We start from the raw sequence: 15,879 nt of genomic DNA, 5'->3' as shown, positions 1-15,879 counted from the left end.
CATGGCAAACGATCACCCCCCGCGGCCTTCACGGCGCGGGTTTCTCAAGGCGGGCGGCGCCGCGGTCGCCGCCGGCGCGAGCCTCGGCGCGGGTCTGGCCGCGCCGCAGAGCGCGCTCGCCAGAACGCAGGCGCATGCCCCCGTCGATCCGCAACTGGCCGTCGAGCCGTTCTACGGCGCGCATCAGGGCGGCATCGTCACACCGCAGCAAAGCCACACCTACGTCGCCGCGCTCGATCTGACCACCGAGAAACGTGACGACGTGATCGCGCTGCTGCGCGCGTGGACCGACGCGGCCGCGCGTCTCACGCAAGGCGGCACGGCCGCGCCGCTGGCGACCGGCGACGCCGGCGACAACCAGGCCGCGCCCGATTCCGGCGATGTGCTCGGCCTCGGCCCCTGCGGCCTGACGATCACCTTCGGTTTCGGCCCCGGTCTATTCACGCATGAAGGCAAGGATCGCTACGGCCTCGCCGCGCGCCGCCCCGCCGCGCTCGTCGATCTGCCGCGTTTTAACGGCGACCAGTTGATCAAGGAAAAAACCGGCGGCGATCTGTTCATTCAGGCCTGCGCGAACGATCAGCAGGTCGCGTTTCACGCGGTCCGGCAGTTGGCGCGTCTCGCTTACGGCACGGCGGCGATGCGCTGGGGCCAGTCCGGTTTCCTGTCGGGTCCGCGCGGTCAGACGCCGCGCAATCTGATGGGCTTCAAGGACGGCACCAACAATCCGTCCACCGCGAAGCCGCAGTTGATGAACGAATTCGTGTGGGCCGGCGCCAGCGCCGACGCGCCGTGGATGGAAGGCGGCACCTACACCGTCGTGCGACGCATCCGCATCACGCTGGAGCACTGGGACAACACCGAGCTGGACTTTCAGGAACAGGTATTCGGGCGCCACAAGTACAGCGGCGCGCCGATCGGCAAGAAGAACGAGTTCGACGCCGTGGACCTGAAGGAAGAGGACAAGGACGGCAATCCGGTGATTCCGGAGAACTCGCACGTGCGTCTGTCGAATCAGGCGAGCAACAACGGCGCGCAGATTCTGCGGCGTTCGTACTCGTATAACGACGGCACGAACTTCTACATCGAGCGCTGGCCGCCATGGCGCCAGGAAACCGAATACGACGCGGGCCTCATTTTCATCGCGCATCAGGGCGACCCGCGCACCGGCTTCATTCCGATCAACGACAAGCTCGCGAAGTTCGACATGATGAACCAGTTCACGACGCACGTAGGCAGCGCGATTTTCGCCGTGCCGCCGGGCGCGAAGCCGGGTTCGTATATCGGCGCGGGATTGTTCGAGGCGTAATGCGAGCCGCTCAGTCGGCAAAACACAAATCAACTATCACATCAAAACGGATTTCTGGATCATGGCTTACAACTGGTTTGGCACTCGTCTGCGTGTTCTGAGCAGCGCGGCCGCGCTCACCCTGGCCGCTTTCGCGACGGTGCCGTCGGCGGCGCACGCCGCGTCGATCACGCTGTATAACGCGCAGCACGAGCAGGTCGTCAATCTGCTCGCCAAGGACTTCGAAAAGCAGTCGGGCATTTCGGTGAAGATCCGCAACGGCGAAGGCCCGGCCATGGCCGCGCAGATCGTCGCCGAAGGCGCCGCCACGCCCGCCGACGTGTACTTCACGGAAAACTCGCCCGAGCTGATGCTGCTCGAAGAGAAAGGCCTGCTGAACAAGGTGGACGCCTCGACGCTCGCCACCGTGCCGGCGCGCTTCAGTTCGCCGAGCGGCGCATGGGTCGCGGTGACCGCGCGTGAAAACGTGCTCGCCTATAACACCACCAAGGTGCAGGCATCGCAACTGCCGCAATCGCTGTTCGATCTCGCCAAGCCGGAATGGAAAGGCAAGATCGGCATTGCCCCGAGCGACGGTGACTTCCTGCCGCTCGTCTCCGCGGTGCTCGCGTTGAAGGGCGAGGCGCAAACGGTGCAGTGGCTCAAGGGCCTGAAAGCCAACGCGCAGATTTTCGACGACGACGAAGGCGTGGTCGCCGCAGTGAACCGCGGCGGTGTCGCGACCGGACTGATCAACAACTACTACTGGGCGCGCCTGCATGCCGAACTCGGCGACGGCAAAACCCGCAGCGCGATCTATCACTTCAGCAACGGCGACGCCGGCGCGGCCGTGAACGTGTCGGGCGCCGCGGTGCTGAAGTCCGCGCACAACACGGACGGCGCCCAGAAGTTTCTCGCGTACCTGGTCAGCGACCGCGCGCAGCAGTTGATGGCGAATAGCCACGTCATGTTCGAATATCCGCTGCACGCAGGTGTCGCGCCTGACCCGATTCTCAAACCGTTCGCTGAACTGAGCCCGCCGCCGCTGACCATCCAGCAACTCGGCGACGACAGCCAGGCCGGCAAGCTGCTGCGCCAGGCAGGCCTCCTGTAAATGAGCGAAGCATTGTCAGCCGGCCCGCCGGTTGTCCCCACTGCGCCGGCGCGCGCCCGTCCGCGCGCGCCGCGTGGCCTGTTCGCGGCGGCGGCACTGAGCGCTTTGCTGGTATTGCTGCCGATCGCGTTGACGTTCTGGCGTGCCGCGAGCTTCGGCGCGGCCGAGGCGATCGATCTGATCTTCCGTCCGCTGGTCGGCGAACTGCTGATCAACACGCTGATGATCACAGTCTCGACCACGCTGGTCTCCGCGGTGGTCGGCACGGCTGCCGCGTGGTTCGTCGAACGCACGCACTTGCCGGGACGCCGCGCGTGGGCCGTGTTGAGCGCCGCGCCGCTCGCCATGCCGGCCTTTATCTCGAGCTATGCATGGGTGTCGCTGAGCCTGGATTTGCAGGACTTCGCGGGCGCGCTGCTCGTGCTCACCTGCGCGTATTTTCCGCTCGTCTATCTGCCGGTCGCCGCCGCGCTGCGCGGCATGGATCCCGCGCTCGAAGAAAGCGCGCGCGCACTCGGCTGCAACCGTTGGACCACCTTCATTCGTGTAGTGCTGCCGCAACTGCGTCCCGCGTTGCTCGGCGGCATGCTGCTGGTCGCGCTCGGCGTGCTGTCCGAGTTCGGTGCGTTCACACTGCTGCGTTTTCACACGTTCACCACGCAGATCTACGCGGAATTCCGCACCAGTTTCGATGGCGGCGGCGCGTCGCTGCTCGCATGCCTGCTGATCGTGATCTGCCTGATCGTGCTGGCATTCGAGTTCCGCGTGCGCGGCGCGGCGCGTTATGAACGCGTGGATCGCGGCACCCGCCGCGCGGTGTTGCGCTACGACCTCGGAGTGTGGCGCTGGATCGTCGTCGGCGGCTTTGCGCTGCTGTCGCTCACTACGCTCGGCGTGCCGCTCGGCATGATCGGCTACTGGCTCACACAACCGGGCGCGGCTGCCGTCACGCCGGCCGACGTGTCGCCCGAACTGCTGTTCAATGCGACGCTCTCGTCGCTCGGTTTCGGTCTGGCCGCCGCGTTGCTGACCACGCTGCTGGTCGTGCCGCTCGCGTTCCTGCTGGTGCGCTATCCGACCCGTTTCGCGACGCTGTTCGAACGCACGGTGTTTCTCGCGCAAGGCGTGCCGGGTCTCGTGATCGCACTGGCGATCGTGTCGCTCGCGGTCCACGTGCTGCAACCGCTCTATCAGAGCGCGACACTGCTGGTGATCGCCTACGCGATGCTGTTCATGCCGGTGGCGCTGGTCAGCGTGCGCGCCGCCTTCATGCAGGCGCAGCCGCGGCTCGAGGAGACCGCACGCGCACTCGGCCTGAACTGGTCGCAAACGCTGTTTCGCGTGGTGCTGCCGCTGGCGGCGCCCGGACTCGGCGCGGCCGCAGCGATGGTGTTCATCTCGGTCGTCACCGAACTGAACGCGACGCTGCTGCTCTCCCCGCTCGACACGCAAACGCTCGCCACCCAGGTCTGGGCCGACACCTCGACCATGGCGTTCGCCGCGGCGGCGCCGTACGCGGCGCTGCTCACCGGCATTTCGCTGTTCGCCTCGGGCCTGCTGTTCGCGCTGCTCGGCAAGTCGGCGCTACTCGGCGAACGCGGCTGACGCGCCGCGCTTTTACCATCGGATTGTCATGAGCGAACTTCGTATCCGCGGGCTGCAAAAATCTTTCGACGGTCAACCGGTGCTGCACGGCATCGATCTTTCGGTCGAGCGCGGCACGCTGCTGGCGCTGCTGGGTCCGTCGGGTAGCGGCAAGACCACGCTGCTGCGCCTCTTGTGCGGTTTCGAACGCGCGGATGGCGGCAGTGTCGAAATCGACGGCCGCCGCGTGGCCGGCGACGGTCTGCATGTGCCGTCGGAACAGCGCCATATCGGCTACGTGCCGCAAGAAGGCGCGCTGTTTCCGCATCTGTCCGTGGCGGAGAACATCGTGTTCGGCTTGCCGCGCGCGCAACGCCGCGCGCGGCATCGCGTGGGCGAGTTGCTGGAGCTGGTCGGCTTGCCGGCCAACTTCGGCGAACGCGCGCCACAGCAGCTATCGGGCGGCCAGCAGCAACGCGTCGCGCTGGCGCGCGCGCTCGCGCCGTCGCCCACGCTGGTGATGCTCGACGAACCTTTCTCCTCGCTCGATGCCGCGTTGCGGCTCGAAACCCGGCAAGCGGTCGCGAGCGCGCTCGCCGCGACCGGCGCGACGGCCGTGCTGGTCACGCACGATCAATCCGAGGCGTTGTCGCTCGGGCATGAGGTGGCCGTGTTGTGGAACGGCCGGCTGATCCAGACGGCGACGCCGGAAAACCTCTACCGTCGGCCCGTGACGCGCGAGCTGGCGTCGTTCGTCGGTGAGGCGGTGTTGTTGCCGGGCGTGGTCAGTCAGAACCGCGTGAGTTGCGAACTGGGCGAATTGCCGCTGTCCGGGCCGATAGGCGAAGGCGCTGTCGATGTGATGGTGCGGCCCGAGCAGATCCGGCTGCTGCGCGCCGAAGACACGCTGCACAACGGCGCAACGGTGCATGACGCGGTCGTCACGGAAGTGGTCTTCCAGGGACAGGACGCAGGCGTCGCGCTGCAACTGCGCGCCGCCACGCGAACCCTGATCCGCGCGCGCGTGCCGGGTTATCTTTGCCCGCGGCCAGGCGAACAGGTCCGGCTCGCGGTAGATGGCGAGGTGACGGCTTACGCGCGTGCCTAGTCGCCGCGTTTGAACATCAGAAGGTACGAAGGCGGACTTAGCGGACTTAGCCGCCTTCGGCAACTCGACTCGCCGTCACCTCGTCTCGCCGTTAAGCGGCCGCCCCACGCGACTGAGGCCGCACCGACAAATCCTGCACCATCTGCGCGGCCAGGTAATCACACGTCGGCCGATCCGACTTGGCGCTGCGCGCCACCACGATTTCCAGCGGCGCGATGGTCGGCAAGCCCTGCGCTTCACCGAGAATCGCGAAGCGCGGCGGCACGCTGCAACGCGTGAGCGCAATCACCGACAACCCCGCATCCACGGTCGCCACCAGCCCCATCAGGCTCGCGCTGCTGAACGCCGCGCGATAGCGGATACGCGCGCCGTCCAGCGCGGCCAGCGTATGCTGGCGCGCCACGCAGCCCGGCTCGTAAAGTCCCACCGGCAGCGGCGACGCCGCCAGCACCGGCGTGTCCACGGAGGCCCCCACCCACACCTTCGGCTCGCTGCGCACGAATTCGCCGCGCAACTTGCGGTCGCGCGTGACGAAGGCGAGGTCGATCTTATTGTCGGCCAGCATCGGCGCGAGCGAGGTGCTCTGCGCGCAGACGATTTCGATCTCCACATGCGGATACAGATTCGAAAAACGCCGCAATACGGGCGACAGCAACGAGGACACGTAATCGTCCGGCGCACCGAGCACTACGCGCCCGGTGACCTCGGGCCGCACGATCGCCGACCACGCCTCCTCATGCAGCGCCAGCACGCGCCGCGCGTATTCGAGCAGCGTATTGCCCGGCCGCGTGAGCGACAGATTGCGCGTATTGCGGGCGAACAGCGTCGTGCCGAGCATGGTTTCGAGCCGCTTGATCTGCATGCTGACGGCCGCCTGCGAACGATGCACGGTCGCCGACGCCTTCGTGAAGCTGCCCGTTTCCACCACCGCGACGAAAGTGCGCAACAGATCGACGTCGAATTCCGGGTGCATGATTTATCAATTCAGCTTATGGAATTGCTCAATTTAATTCGTTTGTCGGTACCGTGCAAGCCGCGCAATACTCGCGACATACCATCACGGAGACCGCTGCGCATGTCCCTCACCCAACGCCAACAAGGCGCCATCACGCTGGCCAGCGGCGGGCTGTTGATGGGCACCATCGGGATCTTCGTCGAGGAAGCGCGGCTCGGCGCGCTGACGCTGGTGTTCTTTCGCTGCCTGTTCGGCTTTCTCGCGCTCGCCGCGTATTGCGCCTGGAAAGGCTTCTTCACGCACGCGCATTTCACACGACGCACCGTCGCGCTCGCGCTGATCTCGGGCGTGCTGATGGTCACGCAGTGGGTCGGGTTCTTCGATGCGATTCATCGCACCAGCATCGCGGTCGCTACCGTGGTATTTCACGTGCAGCCGTTCTGGGTCGTGCTGATGGGCGCGGCGTTGTTCAACGAGCGACTTGGCGTGGACCGGCTCGGATGGATTGCGACTGCCTTCGTGGGACTCGTGCTCGCGTCGGGCGTTGCGGCCACTGAGCATCTGCAAGGCCACACGAGCTATCTGATCGGCATTGGTGAAGCGCTCGCGGGTTCGGTGCTGTATGCGAGCGTCACGGTGATCGCCAAGGGACTCGGCGATTTGCGGCCGCATCTGCTGACGCTCGCGCAGTGTGCGGTGGGCGTCGTGTGCCTGCCGTTCATTGCGCCGCTCACCGCTGAGCATATCGGCCCGATGCAGTGGTTCTGGCTGGTCGGCATGGGCGTGCTGCATACGGGACTGTCGTATGTGCTGATTTACGGCGCGTTGCCCAAGCTGAGCACGCCGATCATTGCCGTGTTGCTGTTCGTGTACCCGTTGACGGCGATCCTGGTGGATGCCGTTGTGTACGGGCGGGCCTTATCGATGCCGCAGCTTGCCGGCATGGCGTTGATCGTGGTCGCGAGTCTGGGGGTCAATCTCGGGTGGCCGCTGCTTTCGTTGCTGCGGCCGGGTGGACGGGCGCGACGGCATTCGTGCGATTAATCGCCGGTAACCTGGGAGAGGTTCGCAACCCACTTCATCTGGATGCCGAATTAGTTTCACAGAATGAGATGCATGCCGACGATCCGACGATTGAACCGCCCTTGCGAAGGCTGACCACACGCAATCATGCGCGAGGCCAGCTTCACTCAGCCAGGCCGCCAGATCACTGCGGCAACACCTCGCCCTTCGTCTCCGGCGCAAACGGAATCACGAACAGGCCGACGATAAACGCCAGCGCCGTCAGCGCCACCGGCACGCCGAGCGTATGCATATGCAGCACTGCCGCGCCGAGCAGAAAATTGACGCCCGCGCCGACGAACCGCCCGAACGACGTGCAGAACGCAAACGCCGTCGCGCGCACCCGTGTTTCGAACTGCTCCGGCAGCCACAAGCTGAACAGCGCGAAATTGCCGCCAAAGAATCCCAGCACGAACAGCCACGCAATGAACGGCGCGAGACCGTTAGGCAAATAAAACGCCCAGCCGAAACTGCCGACGATCGCGATCGCCATGCCGAAGAAGTAGATCGCCAGCGTCTTCTTGCGGCCGATGCGCTCGGCTAGCGGCGGCAACGCGAGACAGCCGAGGATCGTCGCGATGGACAACAAGCCCGTGGCCAGCGAGGCCGTTCTGATCGCGTCGTTCTTGGCCATGCCGGCCTTGGTCGCCAGTTGAATCACGGCGGACGGTTCGTACACCGCACCGGCCCACAACCCGATGATGGCAATCGTCAGCAGAATGCAGGCCACCCAGGTGCGGCGCCGATACGCCGGTCCCATGATCTCGCGCAGCGGTTTGGTGCGCACGGTGCGCGCCTCGGCCTTCTGCCACTTCTCCGACTCTTTCACGCGCAGCAGGATCAGAATCGCGACCACCACGGGCACCGCGCCGGTCAGGAACATCGCGCGCCAGCCGTAATGCACGCCGACCGTGTAATTCAGCGCCGCAGCGAGGAAGAAACCGGCGTAGTACCCCGTCTGCAGATAACCGGCGCCCATCTTGCGGCGATCTTCCGGCCACGCCTCCGCCACATACGTCCCGGCCAGCGCCCACTCGCCGCCGATGCCGACGCCGGCAATGAAACGATAGATGCCGAGTTCCCACACGTTGTGCGAGGTCGCCGCGAGGCCCGTGAAAATCGCGAACGTGAAGATCGTGCCGGCCAATACCTTGGTGCGGCCGTAGCGGTCGGCGAGCGGCCCCCAGATGAACGACAGCCCCCAGCCGACCAGAAACAGCGCGAACAGGATCGAACCGGCGAGGCCGACGTTCGCCGGCGTCGCAGCATAACCCGAGCGCGGCAGCAGTTCGGTCAACGCCGGCGTCAGCACGAGCGCATAGATGAACGAGTCCATCCCGTCGAGCGTCCAGCCTGCCCACGCTCCCCAGAAGCCTGCGATCTGCGAACGATTGAGCGGCGTGCGACGCCGCGTGACCGACGTGCGGTCGGTTAGTGAACTCATCATGCTCCTCCGGCCCAACGGTTAATGTGCGTAACGGCAACGACGCGAGATGACGCGTTTGTGATGACCTGACGGCGTCCATGCACGACCGGTCAGAAGCATTGGCGAGCAGAACGGCAAAAATCTTTTGCGGGTTTGCCCGTCTGTAATTTGCGTCTTTTTATATATAATATTTAATATTATGAGCGATGCAATAGATGGTTTTCCCCTGGACGCCCCGGCGCAAAGCCCGCTTTTACCTGCGGCCGCGCCGCGTGAGAGCACGTCCCACCTGATCGCGCAGGCGCTGCGCGCGGCGATCGTCAACGGCACGCTGGCGCCTGGCGCGCCGCTGCGCCAAGACGCGATCGCGCGGCATTTCTCAGTCAGCGCAATTCCCGTGCGCGAGGCCTTGCGGCAGTTGGAAAGCGAGGGTTGGGCCAAAGCCGCTGTACACAAAGGCGCGACCGTCGCCCCTTTGTCGGCGGAAGAAGCGCGCGAGATCTACGAGATCCGCTCGGCGCTGGAAAGCCTTGCGATCGGTCTTGCGATTCCCCATCACACCGCCGCCACGCTGCGCGAAAGCGCCGGTCTGTGCCGCGCCGCCGAACGCGAAGCCGACCCTTCGCTGTATGTCGAGCGCAATGTGGCGTTTCACATGAGCCTGTACGCGCCCGCGGCGCGTCCGCAGCTTGCCGACATGATCGGTACGCTGCACCGGCGCGGCGAAAGATATCTACGCCTGAAGTTCGGCTTGCCGTCGTACAAGGGCGAGTCCGACAATGAACACGCCGCCCTGCTCGACGCCGTGCAACGCCGCGACGTGCCCACCGCGCAGGCGTTGGTTGTCGCGCATCTGCTGGGCACGGGCGACCTGCTTTATCGTTTTTTGACCGAGCGCGCGCAGGCTGAAGCCGCGCTAGCGAATCAACCCAAGCCGCGCGGCAGACGCCCGCGCGCCGCCACCGGGAGCTGAGAGAAGCCGATGAACCGACCCGCCCAAGCCGCTGCGTCCGCAGTGTCGCCCCCCACCGCCGCCCGTTCGTGGACCACGCGCCGCGACGAAAAGAACCGCCGCCTCGCCGCCATCGCACCCTGGCTGGAAGACGGCGTGCTGCCGTCGAACCGTATCGTCGATGCCCTCGAAACGCTGATTCAGCCAGGCGACCGCGTCGCCCTCGAAGGCGACAACCAGAAACAGGCCGATTTCCTGTCGCGTTCGTTCGCCAAGGTCGATCCGCAAAAGATTCACGACGTGCATCTGCTAATTTCGAGCATTGGCCGTCCAGAGCATCTGACGCTGTTCGAGCGCGGCATCGCGCATAAAGTCGACTTCTCGTTCGCCGGGCCGCAAAGCCTGCGGGTCGCGCAACTGCTCGAAGACGGCCAGCTGGAAATCGGCGCGATCTATACGTATGTCGAGTTGTACGCGCGCATGTTCGTGGATCTGACGCCGCACGTCGCGCTGCTGTGCGCGGAAAAGGCCGACCGTCACGGCAATCTGTACACCGGCGCGAATACCGAAGACACGCCGACCATCGCCGAGGCGGCCGCCTTCCGTCATGGCATCGTGATCGTTCAGGTCGACGAGATCGTCGACGAATTGCCGCGCGTCGACATTCCGGGCTCATGGGTCGACGTGGTCGTGCAGGCGGACCGGCCGTTCGCCGTCGAGCCGCTGTTCACGCGCGATCCTCGCCATATCGGCGACCTGCAGGTGCTCACCGCCATGATGGTGATTCGCGGCATCTACGAACCGTACGGCGTGACATCGCTGAATCACGGTATTGGTTTCGACACGGCCGCGATCGAATTGCTGCTGCCCACTTACGGCGAGTCGCTCGGCCTGAAGGGCAAGATCTGCCGCAACTGGACGCTCAATCCACATCCGACCATGATTCCCGCGATCGAATCGGGCTGGGTCGACAGCATTCATTGTTTCGGCAGCGAAGTGGGCATGGAGGCGTATATCGAGGCGCGTCCCGACGTTTTCTTCACCGGTAACGACGGCAGCCTGCGTTCGAACCGCGTGCTTTGCCAGCTCGCCGGGCAATACGGTGTCGATCTGTTCATCGGCTCGACCTTGCAAATCGATGCGGACGCGAATTCGTCCACCGTCACGAGGGGGCGTCTGGCCGGGTTCGGCGGCGCGCCGAACATGGGCCACGATCCGCGCGGCCGGCGTCATTCGAGCGAAGCGTGGCTCAAGCTGCTGCGCGATCAGGGCCCGGTGTCGCGTGGCCACAAGCTCGTCGTGCAAATGGCCGAGACCTACAAGAAAGGCGGCGAGCCGACCTTCGTCGATGAACTCGACGCCGTCGCGGTCGGCGCGAAAAGCGGCATGCCGATCGCGCCCGTGATGATCTACGGCGACGACGTCAGCCATGTCGTCACCGAGGAAGGCATTGCGCATCTGCATAAGGCCGAAGGTATCGACGAGCGGCGCGCGGCGATCGCCGCGGTGGCCGGCGTGACGCCAATCGGGCTGCGCGCCAAACCGGAGAAGACCGCGGAGCTGCGCCGGCGCGGCATCGTCGCGTATCCCGAGGATCTCGGCATTCGTCGCGGCGAGGCCAAGCGCTCGCTGCTGGCGGCACGTAGCATCGACGATCTGGTGACGTGGTCGGGTGGGTTGTACGAACCGCCGGCGCGCTTCAGGAGCTGGTAAGCATGGCGCCCGCTGCTTTGCTCGCGCGTACGGCGCAAGCCTCGACTTCGAGCGCTCGCGCCGTACGCGCGACCCAGGCCGATCTTCGCGCCGGACCCGCTGGAGTGGCTGCACTTGCCGGCGCCGCTGACGGCACGACCGCTCGGCGCACCACCCGCCTCGCCCCCGCGCCCTCCGACGCGCAACTCGCCCGTCACGCAGTCACCGCGCTAATCGACGAAGCGCAACTCACGCCAAAGCCCGCGCTGGTCGACCGGCGCGGCAGCGGCGCGCATCGCGACCTCGATCTCGCCACCATGCTGCGTTCGGCCAACGCACTCGAGCCGACCTTTGCCGCACTCGCACGCGCGGCGCGCCGCCGGGGCGAACCGTCCGCGTTGCTGCGCACCGAGCTCGCGCAGATCGGCCGCGCCGGCGAACTGGACATGCTGCACGCCACAGGTGGCAGCAACGCGCATCGCGGCGCGATCTGGATTGTCGGGCTGCTGGTCGCGGGCGCGTCGCTGCCTGGAGGCGCCATGCGTCTGAACGCATCGAGAATCTGCACGGGAGCCGCGCAGATCGCGTGCTTCCCGGATCGCTTCGCCGCACCGTCAGACAGTCATGGCGAACGCGCGCGTCAGCGCTACCACGTCGGTGGCGCGCGCCGCGAAGCGCAAGACGGCTTCCCGCACGTCGTCGACGTGGGCTTGCCTGCGTTGCGCGCGGCACGCGCGCGAGGCATCGACGAAAACGAAGCGCGCGTCGACGCCCTGCTCTCGATCATGGCGTTGCTGGACGACACCTGCCTGTTGCATCGCGCCGGGTTGCCCGGCCTGCACGCCGGACAGCACGGCGCGCAACGGGTGCTGGACGCGGGCGGCAGCTCGACGCCCGCGGGCCGCGCCGCCCTCGCCGCGCTCGAACACGAATTGCTGTCGCTCAATGCATCGCCCGGCGGCGCAGCCGATCTGCTCGCCGCCACCCTCTTTCTCGACATGCTGGCGCATCACGACGCCAGCGGGAGCCAGGACTCATGGAACATCTGACCTTCGACTATCCGGCGCAACGCGCCGTCACGACCCGCGCGCATGTCGGCGTGGTGGGTTCGGGCGACCTGGAAGTATTGCTCTCGCCCGCCGATCCGGCCGGCGCGCTGAGCGCGCATGTGGTCGTGCGCACCAGCGTGGACGGCTACAGCCACATCTGGAAAAGCGTGCTCGACCGCTTCTTCACCCGCTACGACGGCGCCGCGCAAATCGAAATCAACGACTTCGGCGCGACGCCCGGCGTGGTCGCGCTGCGGCTCGCAGAAGCCGTCGAAGCCGCCGAACAGGGAGACGACGCATGAACACGGTTGCGAGCACCCATCCCGCGCCGTTGCTGCGCGAAAGTTTCATCGAACTGCCGGCGCGCGAACGCGCCCGCTCGCTGCTGGATGCGGGCACCTTCCGCGAACTGCTCGGCCCGTTCGACCGGATCGAGTCGCCGTGGCTGCCGCTGCAAGGCGTCGTCTGCCAGGCGGATGACGGTTGCGTGATCGCGCGCGGCACCATCGACGGCGAGCCCGCCGTGGTCGCCGCGATCGAATCCGCGTTCCAGGGCGGCAGCATCGGCGAAGTGTCGGGCAGCAAGATCGCCGCGGCGCTCGAACTGGCCCTGCGCGACTGCGAAAACGGCAAGATCGTGCGGCCGGTCGTGCTGTTCGAAACCGGTGGCGTGCGGCTTCAGGAAGCCAACCTCGGCCTCGCGGTGATCTCCGAGATTCAGGCCGCCATCGTCGCGTTGCGCCGGCATGTGCCGGTGGTCGGCGTGATCGCGGGCATGGTCGGCTGCTTCGGCGGCATGTCGCTGGCGGCTGCGCTGTGCTCGTACCTGGTCGTCACGAAGCAGGGGCGGCTTGGCATGAACGGCCCCGAAGTGATCGAACAGGAAGCCGGCATCGAAGAACTCGACGCCAGCGATCGCCGCCGCGTGTGGCAACTGATCGGCGGCGAACAGCGAACGGCAACCGCGCTCGCCGATCAACTGGTCGACGACGATGCCGACGCGGTGCGCGCCGCCGTGCGTTCCGCGTTCACGCAAGGTGTACCGGCCGCGCATCGCACCGAACAGGTCGACCTTTTTCTGAACCGGCTCGCGCGGATCGATCCCGCCAGCGTCACGCCGGAAACCATGCGCGACGTGTTCAACCATCACGCGCAGAACGTGCAGAACGCATTGCGCAAGGAGCAAGCATGAGCGACGTACAACTCAGCCGCGGCGCGCGCTGGTTCCAGGCGCTCGCCGGCGAATCGGCCAGCCAGGCGCCCGTGTGGAGCGGCGACGCGCAACTCGGCGGCGCAACCGCCCACTTCTTCTCCGTGGTGCCCGATCCATCAAACCGCTTTCCTCGCGCCACCGACAACGTGGTCGGCCTCGAACAGGGCTGGCGGCTCGCGCGCGCAGTGCGCGACGTCATTGCACGAGACGAAGCGAGCGGCACGCGCCGCCCGATCGTCGCGATCGTCGACGTGAAAAGTCAGGCTTACGGCTATCGCGAGGAAATGCTCGGCATTCACCTCGCCTGTGCAGCGGCCGTCGACGCCTACGCGGCCGCACGCGACGCGGGTCATCCCGTGATCGCGCTGATCGTCGGACCGGCGATGTCGGGCGCCTTCCTCGCGCACGGTTATCAGGCCAACCGCATCGTCGCGCTCGACGCGCCCGGCACCATGGTTCACGCCATGGGCAAGGAAGCCGCCGCGCGCGTCACGCGCCGCACGGTCGAAGCACTCGACGCACTCGGCGAAACCATCGTGCCGATGTCGTACTCGATGGCGTCGTTCGCCAAGCTCGGCCTGCTGGACCAATTGATCGACGGCGTCGATGCCGACGCGCCCGACGCCGCGCAGATCGAACGCGTGCGCGAAGTTCTGAGCGAGCAGATTCGCAGCGTGCGCGACGATGGTCGCCGCAACCTCGCGCATCGGCTGGAATCGGCGGCGGCGCAGAAGAACCGCGCGGCGTCGATCGAAGTGCGCCGCCGTCTCGCCGAACAATGGGATGCCACGTGATGCAGGTGTGCGCCGCGCCGCCGTTTGCAATCGACCACGCGTTGTCATGCAATGCGCGGTGGCGGCCGCATGACTTGCTGCGCCTGCGACATTTGCAGGCTTTCGAGGGCGAACCGGCGTGGGTGCGCGAGGCTTTCGGACGCGCGCCGTATGCGGTCGTAAGACGCGCATTGGCGGCTGAAGGGTTCGTTGCAATCGGTATGCGCGGTGCCGGGCGCTCGCAACGCTACGGGACGTGGGCGTCGTCGGCGGATGTAGTGAGAGCCGTGTCGCCGGAAGCGCTGGCGTCATGCACGCCACTCGAAGGGCGCGGCGCATTGCCCGCGTTCGCCGCGCTCGCCGCGTTGCAGGACGACGCGGCCGGCCCGTTAGCCGCGTTGACGTGGGGCCCGAGCGGCAGCGCCGGCTTTGAACTGGCCACACGCGTGGCGACGGTAACGGCGTCGAGCGATCTCGATCTGCTGATCCGAATGGACGAAAAACCGCTCGCGCGAAACCACGCGATTGAATTGCTGGATCACCTGCAGGTACTGGCGCAACGTGTGGGCGTTCGCGTGGACGCGCAACTCGAAACGCCCGAGGGTGGCGTGGCGCTGGCCGAATGGGCCGCGGGAAAATCGCGCGTGATGGTACGCCATGCGAGCGGCCCGCGCCTGATTACCGATCCGTGGGCCACCGCGACTCACGGTAGCCACGCCTGATGCTCGCCCTGCTTTTCCCCGGACAAGGCGCGCAGACCGATGGGTTCCTGCATCGCCTGCCTCGGCATCATGCAGTGCGCGACACGCTCGAGGAAGCTTCGCAGGTACTCGGCGTCGACGTGCTCACACTGGACACGCCGGACGCACTGCGCTCGACCGTCGCCGTGCAGATCGGCTTGACGGTGGCAGGCGTGGCGCTCACGCGCGCGCTGGCCGATGAACAGCTCGTGCCGGAGATCAGCGCGGGCTTATCGGTCGGCGCCTATGCAGCGGCGGTAAGCTGCGGCGCGATTCATTTCGACGATGCGTTGAAGATGGTTCGCCGCCGTGCCGAGCTGATGGAAACGGCCTACCCATCCGGCTACGGTCTCGCCGCCATATCCGGTTTGACCGAATATCAAGTGGAAACACTCGCCGTACGGCATGCCGATGAAGACCACCAGCATGTCTACATCGGCAACGTGAATGCGCCGCGCCAGATCGTGATAGCGGGCGCGAACGAAGCGCTCGACGCCTTCATCGCACGCGCGCTGGCTGCTGGCGCGCGCAAGGCCACGCGACTCGCGGTGAGCGTGCCGTCGCATTGCGAACTGCTCGCGCAGGCCACGGACGAATTGGCCGCTTACGCTAAGGACGTGCCTTTTCACGCGCCGCACAGTACGTATGTCGGCAATCGCGGCGGACGTCCTTTGTACACGGCGGACGCGATCCGCGACGATCTCGCGACCAACATGCGCTACACCGTGCGCTGGTTCGACGCGCTCACCGTGATGCAGGAAATGGGTGCGCGCGTGCTGATCGAAGCGCCGCCGGGACAGGTATTGACCGACATTGCGCGCGAGCACTTTCCGGATACCGCCGCGCTCGCCGCCAGCACGTTCTCGTTCGATCGGCTAGTGGCCACTGTGCGACGGCGTCTGGACGTGCGCTGAATGAGCCAC

Annotated in this window: 15 protein-coding genes; 13 read left to right on the top strand and 2 right to left on the bottom strand. The window is 66.2% G+C overall.

The genetic code is table 11. The features are described 5' to 3' along the window. Position 1: 1 nt before the first annotated feature. The 4 genes from efeB (at position 2) to AC57B1_RS14330 (ending at position 5,094) form a co-directional block, all read left to right on the top strand. The gene (gene efeB / locus AC57B1_RS14345) at positions 2–1,309 is read left to right on the top strand and encodes an iron uptake transporter deferrochelatase/peroxidase subunit (RefSeq protein WP_408349399.1); all 1,308 of its coding nucleotides are present in this window, start codon (positions 2–4) and stop codon (positions 1,307–1,309) included. A 61-nt stretch (positions 1,310–1,370) separates the two neighbouring features. Further along, positions 1,371–2,402 (top strand): iron ABC transporter substrate-binding protein, encoded by a 1,032-nt coding sequence (locus AC57B1_RS14340; RefSeq protein ID WP_496417823.1) that lies wholly within the window; start codon positions 1,371–1,373, stop codon positions 2,400–2,402. Continuing rightward, positions 2,403–4,007, top strand: coding sequence for an ABC transporter permease (locus tag AC57B1_RS14335; protein WP_408349396.1), 1,605 nt, complete (start codon positions 2,403–2,405; stop codon positions 4,005–4,007). It begins immediately after the preceding gene. A gap of 28 nt (positions 4,008–4,035) precedes the next feature. Then, positions 4,036–5,094, top strand: coding sequence for an ABC transporter ATP-binding protein (locus AC57B1_RS14330; protein ID WP_496417822.1), 1,059 nt, complete (start codon positions 4,036–4,038; stop codon positions 5,092–5,094). Between the two features lie 91 nt (positions 5,095–5,185). On the opposite strand, the gene AC57B1_RS14325 is transcribed toward AC57B1_RS14330, so the two are convergent. Beyond that, on the bottom strand, positions 5,186–6,067 hold the full coding sequence (locus AC57B1_RS14325) for a LysR family transcriptional regulator (RefSeq protein ID WP_496417821.1): 882 nt from the start codon (positions 6,065–6,067) through the stop codon (positions 5,186–5,188). Between the two features lie 102 nt (positions 6,068–6,169). Between AC57B1_RS14325 and AC57B1_RS14320 the strand changes: the two genes are divergently transcribed. Then, positions 6,170–7,093, top strand: coding sequence for a DMT family transporter (locus AC57B1_RS14320; protein ID WP_408184899.1), 924 nt, complete (start codon positions 6,170–6,172; stop codon positions 7,091–7,093). A 163-nt stretch (positions 7,094–7,256) separates the two neighbouring features. On the opposite strand, the gene AC57B1_RS14315 is transcribed toward AC57B1_RS14320, so the two are convergent. After that, positions 7,257–8,555 carry an MFS transporter gene (locus tag AC57B1_RS14315; protein WP_496417844.1) on the bottom strand — a complete coding sequence of 433 codons (1,299 nt, stop codon included), beginning with the start codon at positions 8,553–8,555 and terminating at the stop codon, positions 7,257–7,259. A gap of 181 nt (positions 8,556–8,736) precedes the next feature. Here AC57B1_RS14315 and AC57B1_RS14310 point away from each other — a divergent pair, with 181 nt between their 5' ends. The 8 genes from AC57B1_RS14310 to mdcH are packed head-to-tail and all read left to right on the top strand — an operon-like array spanning position 8,737 to position 15,870. After that, positions 8,737–9,510, top strand: coding sequence for a GntR family transcriptional regulator (locus AC57B1_RS14310; protein WP_496417843.1), 774 nt, complete (start codon positions 8,737–8,739; stop codon positions 9,508–9,510). Between the two features lie 9 nt (positions 9,511–9,519). Next, positions 9,520–11,202 (top strand): malonate decarboxylase subunit alpha, encoded by a 1,683-nt coding sequence (gene mdcA, locus AC57B1_RS14305; RefSeq protein ID WP_496417820.1) that lies wholly within the window; start codon positions 9,520–9,522, stop codon positions 11,200–11,202. A gap of 2 nt (positions 11,203–11,204) precedes the next feature. Then, positions 11,205–12,230 carry a triphosphoribosyl-dephospho-CoA synthase gene (locus AC57B1_RS14300; protein WP_496417819.1) on the top strand — a complete coding sequence of 342 codons (1,026 nt, stop codon included), beginning with the start codon at positions 11,205–11,207 and terminating at the stop codon, positions 12,228–12,230. Further along, positions 12,218–12,532, top strand: a complete 315-nt coding sequence (locus AC57B1_RS14295) for a malonate decarboxylase subunit delta (RefSeq protein WP_408349379.1) — start codon at positions 12,218–12,220, stop codon at positions 12,530–12,532. Before AC57B1_RS14300 ends, AC57B1_RS14295 begins: the two co-directional genes overlap by 13 nt. Beyond that, complete coding sequence (locus AC57B1_RS14290; protein WP_496417818.1) at positions 12,529–13,422, top strand: biotin-independent malonate decarboxylase subunit beta; 894 nt, start codon at positions 12,529–12,531, stop codon at positions 13,420–13,422. Before AC57B1_RS14295 ends, AC57B1_RS14290 begins: the two co-directional genes overlap by 4 nt. Continuing rightward, on the top strand, positions 13,419–14,237 hold the full coding sequence (mdcE, locus tag AC57B1_RS14285; RefSeq protein ID WP_496417817.1) for a biotin-independent malonate decarboxylase subunit gamma: 819 nt from the start codon (positions 13,419–13,421) through the stop codon (positions 14,235–14,237). Before AC57B1_RS14290 ends, mdcE begins: the two co-directional genes overlap by 4 nt. Then, on the top strand, positions 14,237–14,938 hold the full coding sequence (locus AC57B1_RS14280) for a malonate decarboxylase holo-ACP synthase (protein ID WP_496417842.1): 702 nt from the start codon (positions 14,237–14,239) through the stop codon (positions 14,936–14,938). The genes mdcE and AC57B1_RS14280 overlap by 1 nt, the downstream gene beginning before the upstream one ends. Then, on the top strand, positions 14,938–15,870 hold the full coding sequence (gene mdcH, locus AC57B1_RS14275) for a malonate decarboxylase subunit epsilon (RefSeq protein WP_496417816.1): 933 nt from the start codon (positions 14,938–14,940) through the stop codon (positions 15,868–15,870). Before AC57B1_RS14280 ends, mdcH begins: the two co-directional genes overlap by 1 nt. The last annotated feature ends 9 nt before the right edge of the window (positions 15,871–15,879 follow it).

Source organism: Paraburkholderia sp. BGA-UO-ETr-F21 (assembly GCF_059567925.1).
The sequence above is the reverse complement of the archived record's forward strand: the minus strand, read 5'-3'. Positions and strand labels throughout refer to the sequence as shown.

Bases quoted from the DNA above. Each gene is read 5' to 3' on its own strand.
- efeB (WP_408349399.1), top strand. From the start codon at position 2: ATGGCAAACGATCACCCCCCGCGGCCTTCACGGCGCGGGTTTCTCAAG.
- AC57B1_RS14340 (WP_496417823.1), top strand. From the start codon at position 1,371: ATGGCTTACAACTGGTTTGGCACTCGTCTGCGTGTTCTGAGCAGCGCG.
- AC57B1_RS14335 (WP_408349396.1), top strand. From the start codon at position 2,403: ATGAGCGAAGCATTGTCAGCCGGCCCGCCGGTTGTCCCCACTGCGCCG.
- AC57B1_RS14330 (WP_496417822.1), top strand. From the start codon at position 4,036: ATGAGCGAACTTCGTATCCGCGGGCTGCAAAAATCTTTCGACGGTCAA.
- AC57B1_RS14325 (WP_496417821.1), bottom strand. From the start codon at position 6,067: ATGCACCCGGAATTCGACGTCGATCTGTTGCGCACTTTCGTCGCGGTG.
- AC57B1_RS14320 (WP_408184899.1), top strand. From the start codon at position 6,170: ATGTCCCTCACCCAACGCCAACAAGGCGCCATCACGCTGGCCAGCGGC.
- AC57B1_RS14315 (WP_496417844.1), bottom strand. From the start codon at position 8,555: ATGAGTTCACTAACCGACCGCACGTCGGTCACGCGGCGTCGCACGCCG.
- AC57B1_RS14310 (WP_496417843.1), top strand. From the start codon at position 8,737: ATGAGCGATGCAATAGATGGTTTTCCCCTGGACGCCCCGGCGCAAAGC.
- mdcA (WP_496417820.1), top strand. From the start codon at position 9,520: ATGAACCGACCCGCCCAAGCCGCTGCGTCCGCAGTGTCGCCCCCCACC.
- AC57B1_RS14300 (WP_496417819.1), top strand. From the start codon at position 11,205: ATGGCGCCCGCTGCTTTGCTCGCGCGTACGGCGCAAGCCTCGACTTCG.
- AC57B1_RS14295 (WP_408349379.1), top strand. From the start codon at position 12,218: ATGGAACATCTGACCTTCGACTATCCGGCGCAACGCGCCGTCACGACC.
- AC57B1_RS14290 (WP_496417818.1), top strand. From the start codon at position 12,529: ATGAACACGGTTGCGAGCACCCATCCCGCGCCGTTGCTGCGCGAAAGT.
- mdcE (WP_496417817.1), top strand. From the start codon at position 13,419: ATGAGCGACGTACAACTCAGCCGCGGCGCGCGCTGGTTCCAGGCGCTC.
- AC57B1_RS14280 (WP_496417842.1), top strand. From the start codon at position 14,237: ATGCAGGTGTGCGCCGCGCCGCCGTTTGCAATCGACCACGCGTTGTCA.
- mdcH (WP_496417816.1), top strand. From the start codon at position 14,938: ATGCTCGCCCTGCTTTTCCCCGGACAAGGCGCGCAGACCGATGGGTTC.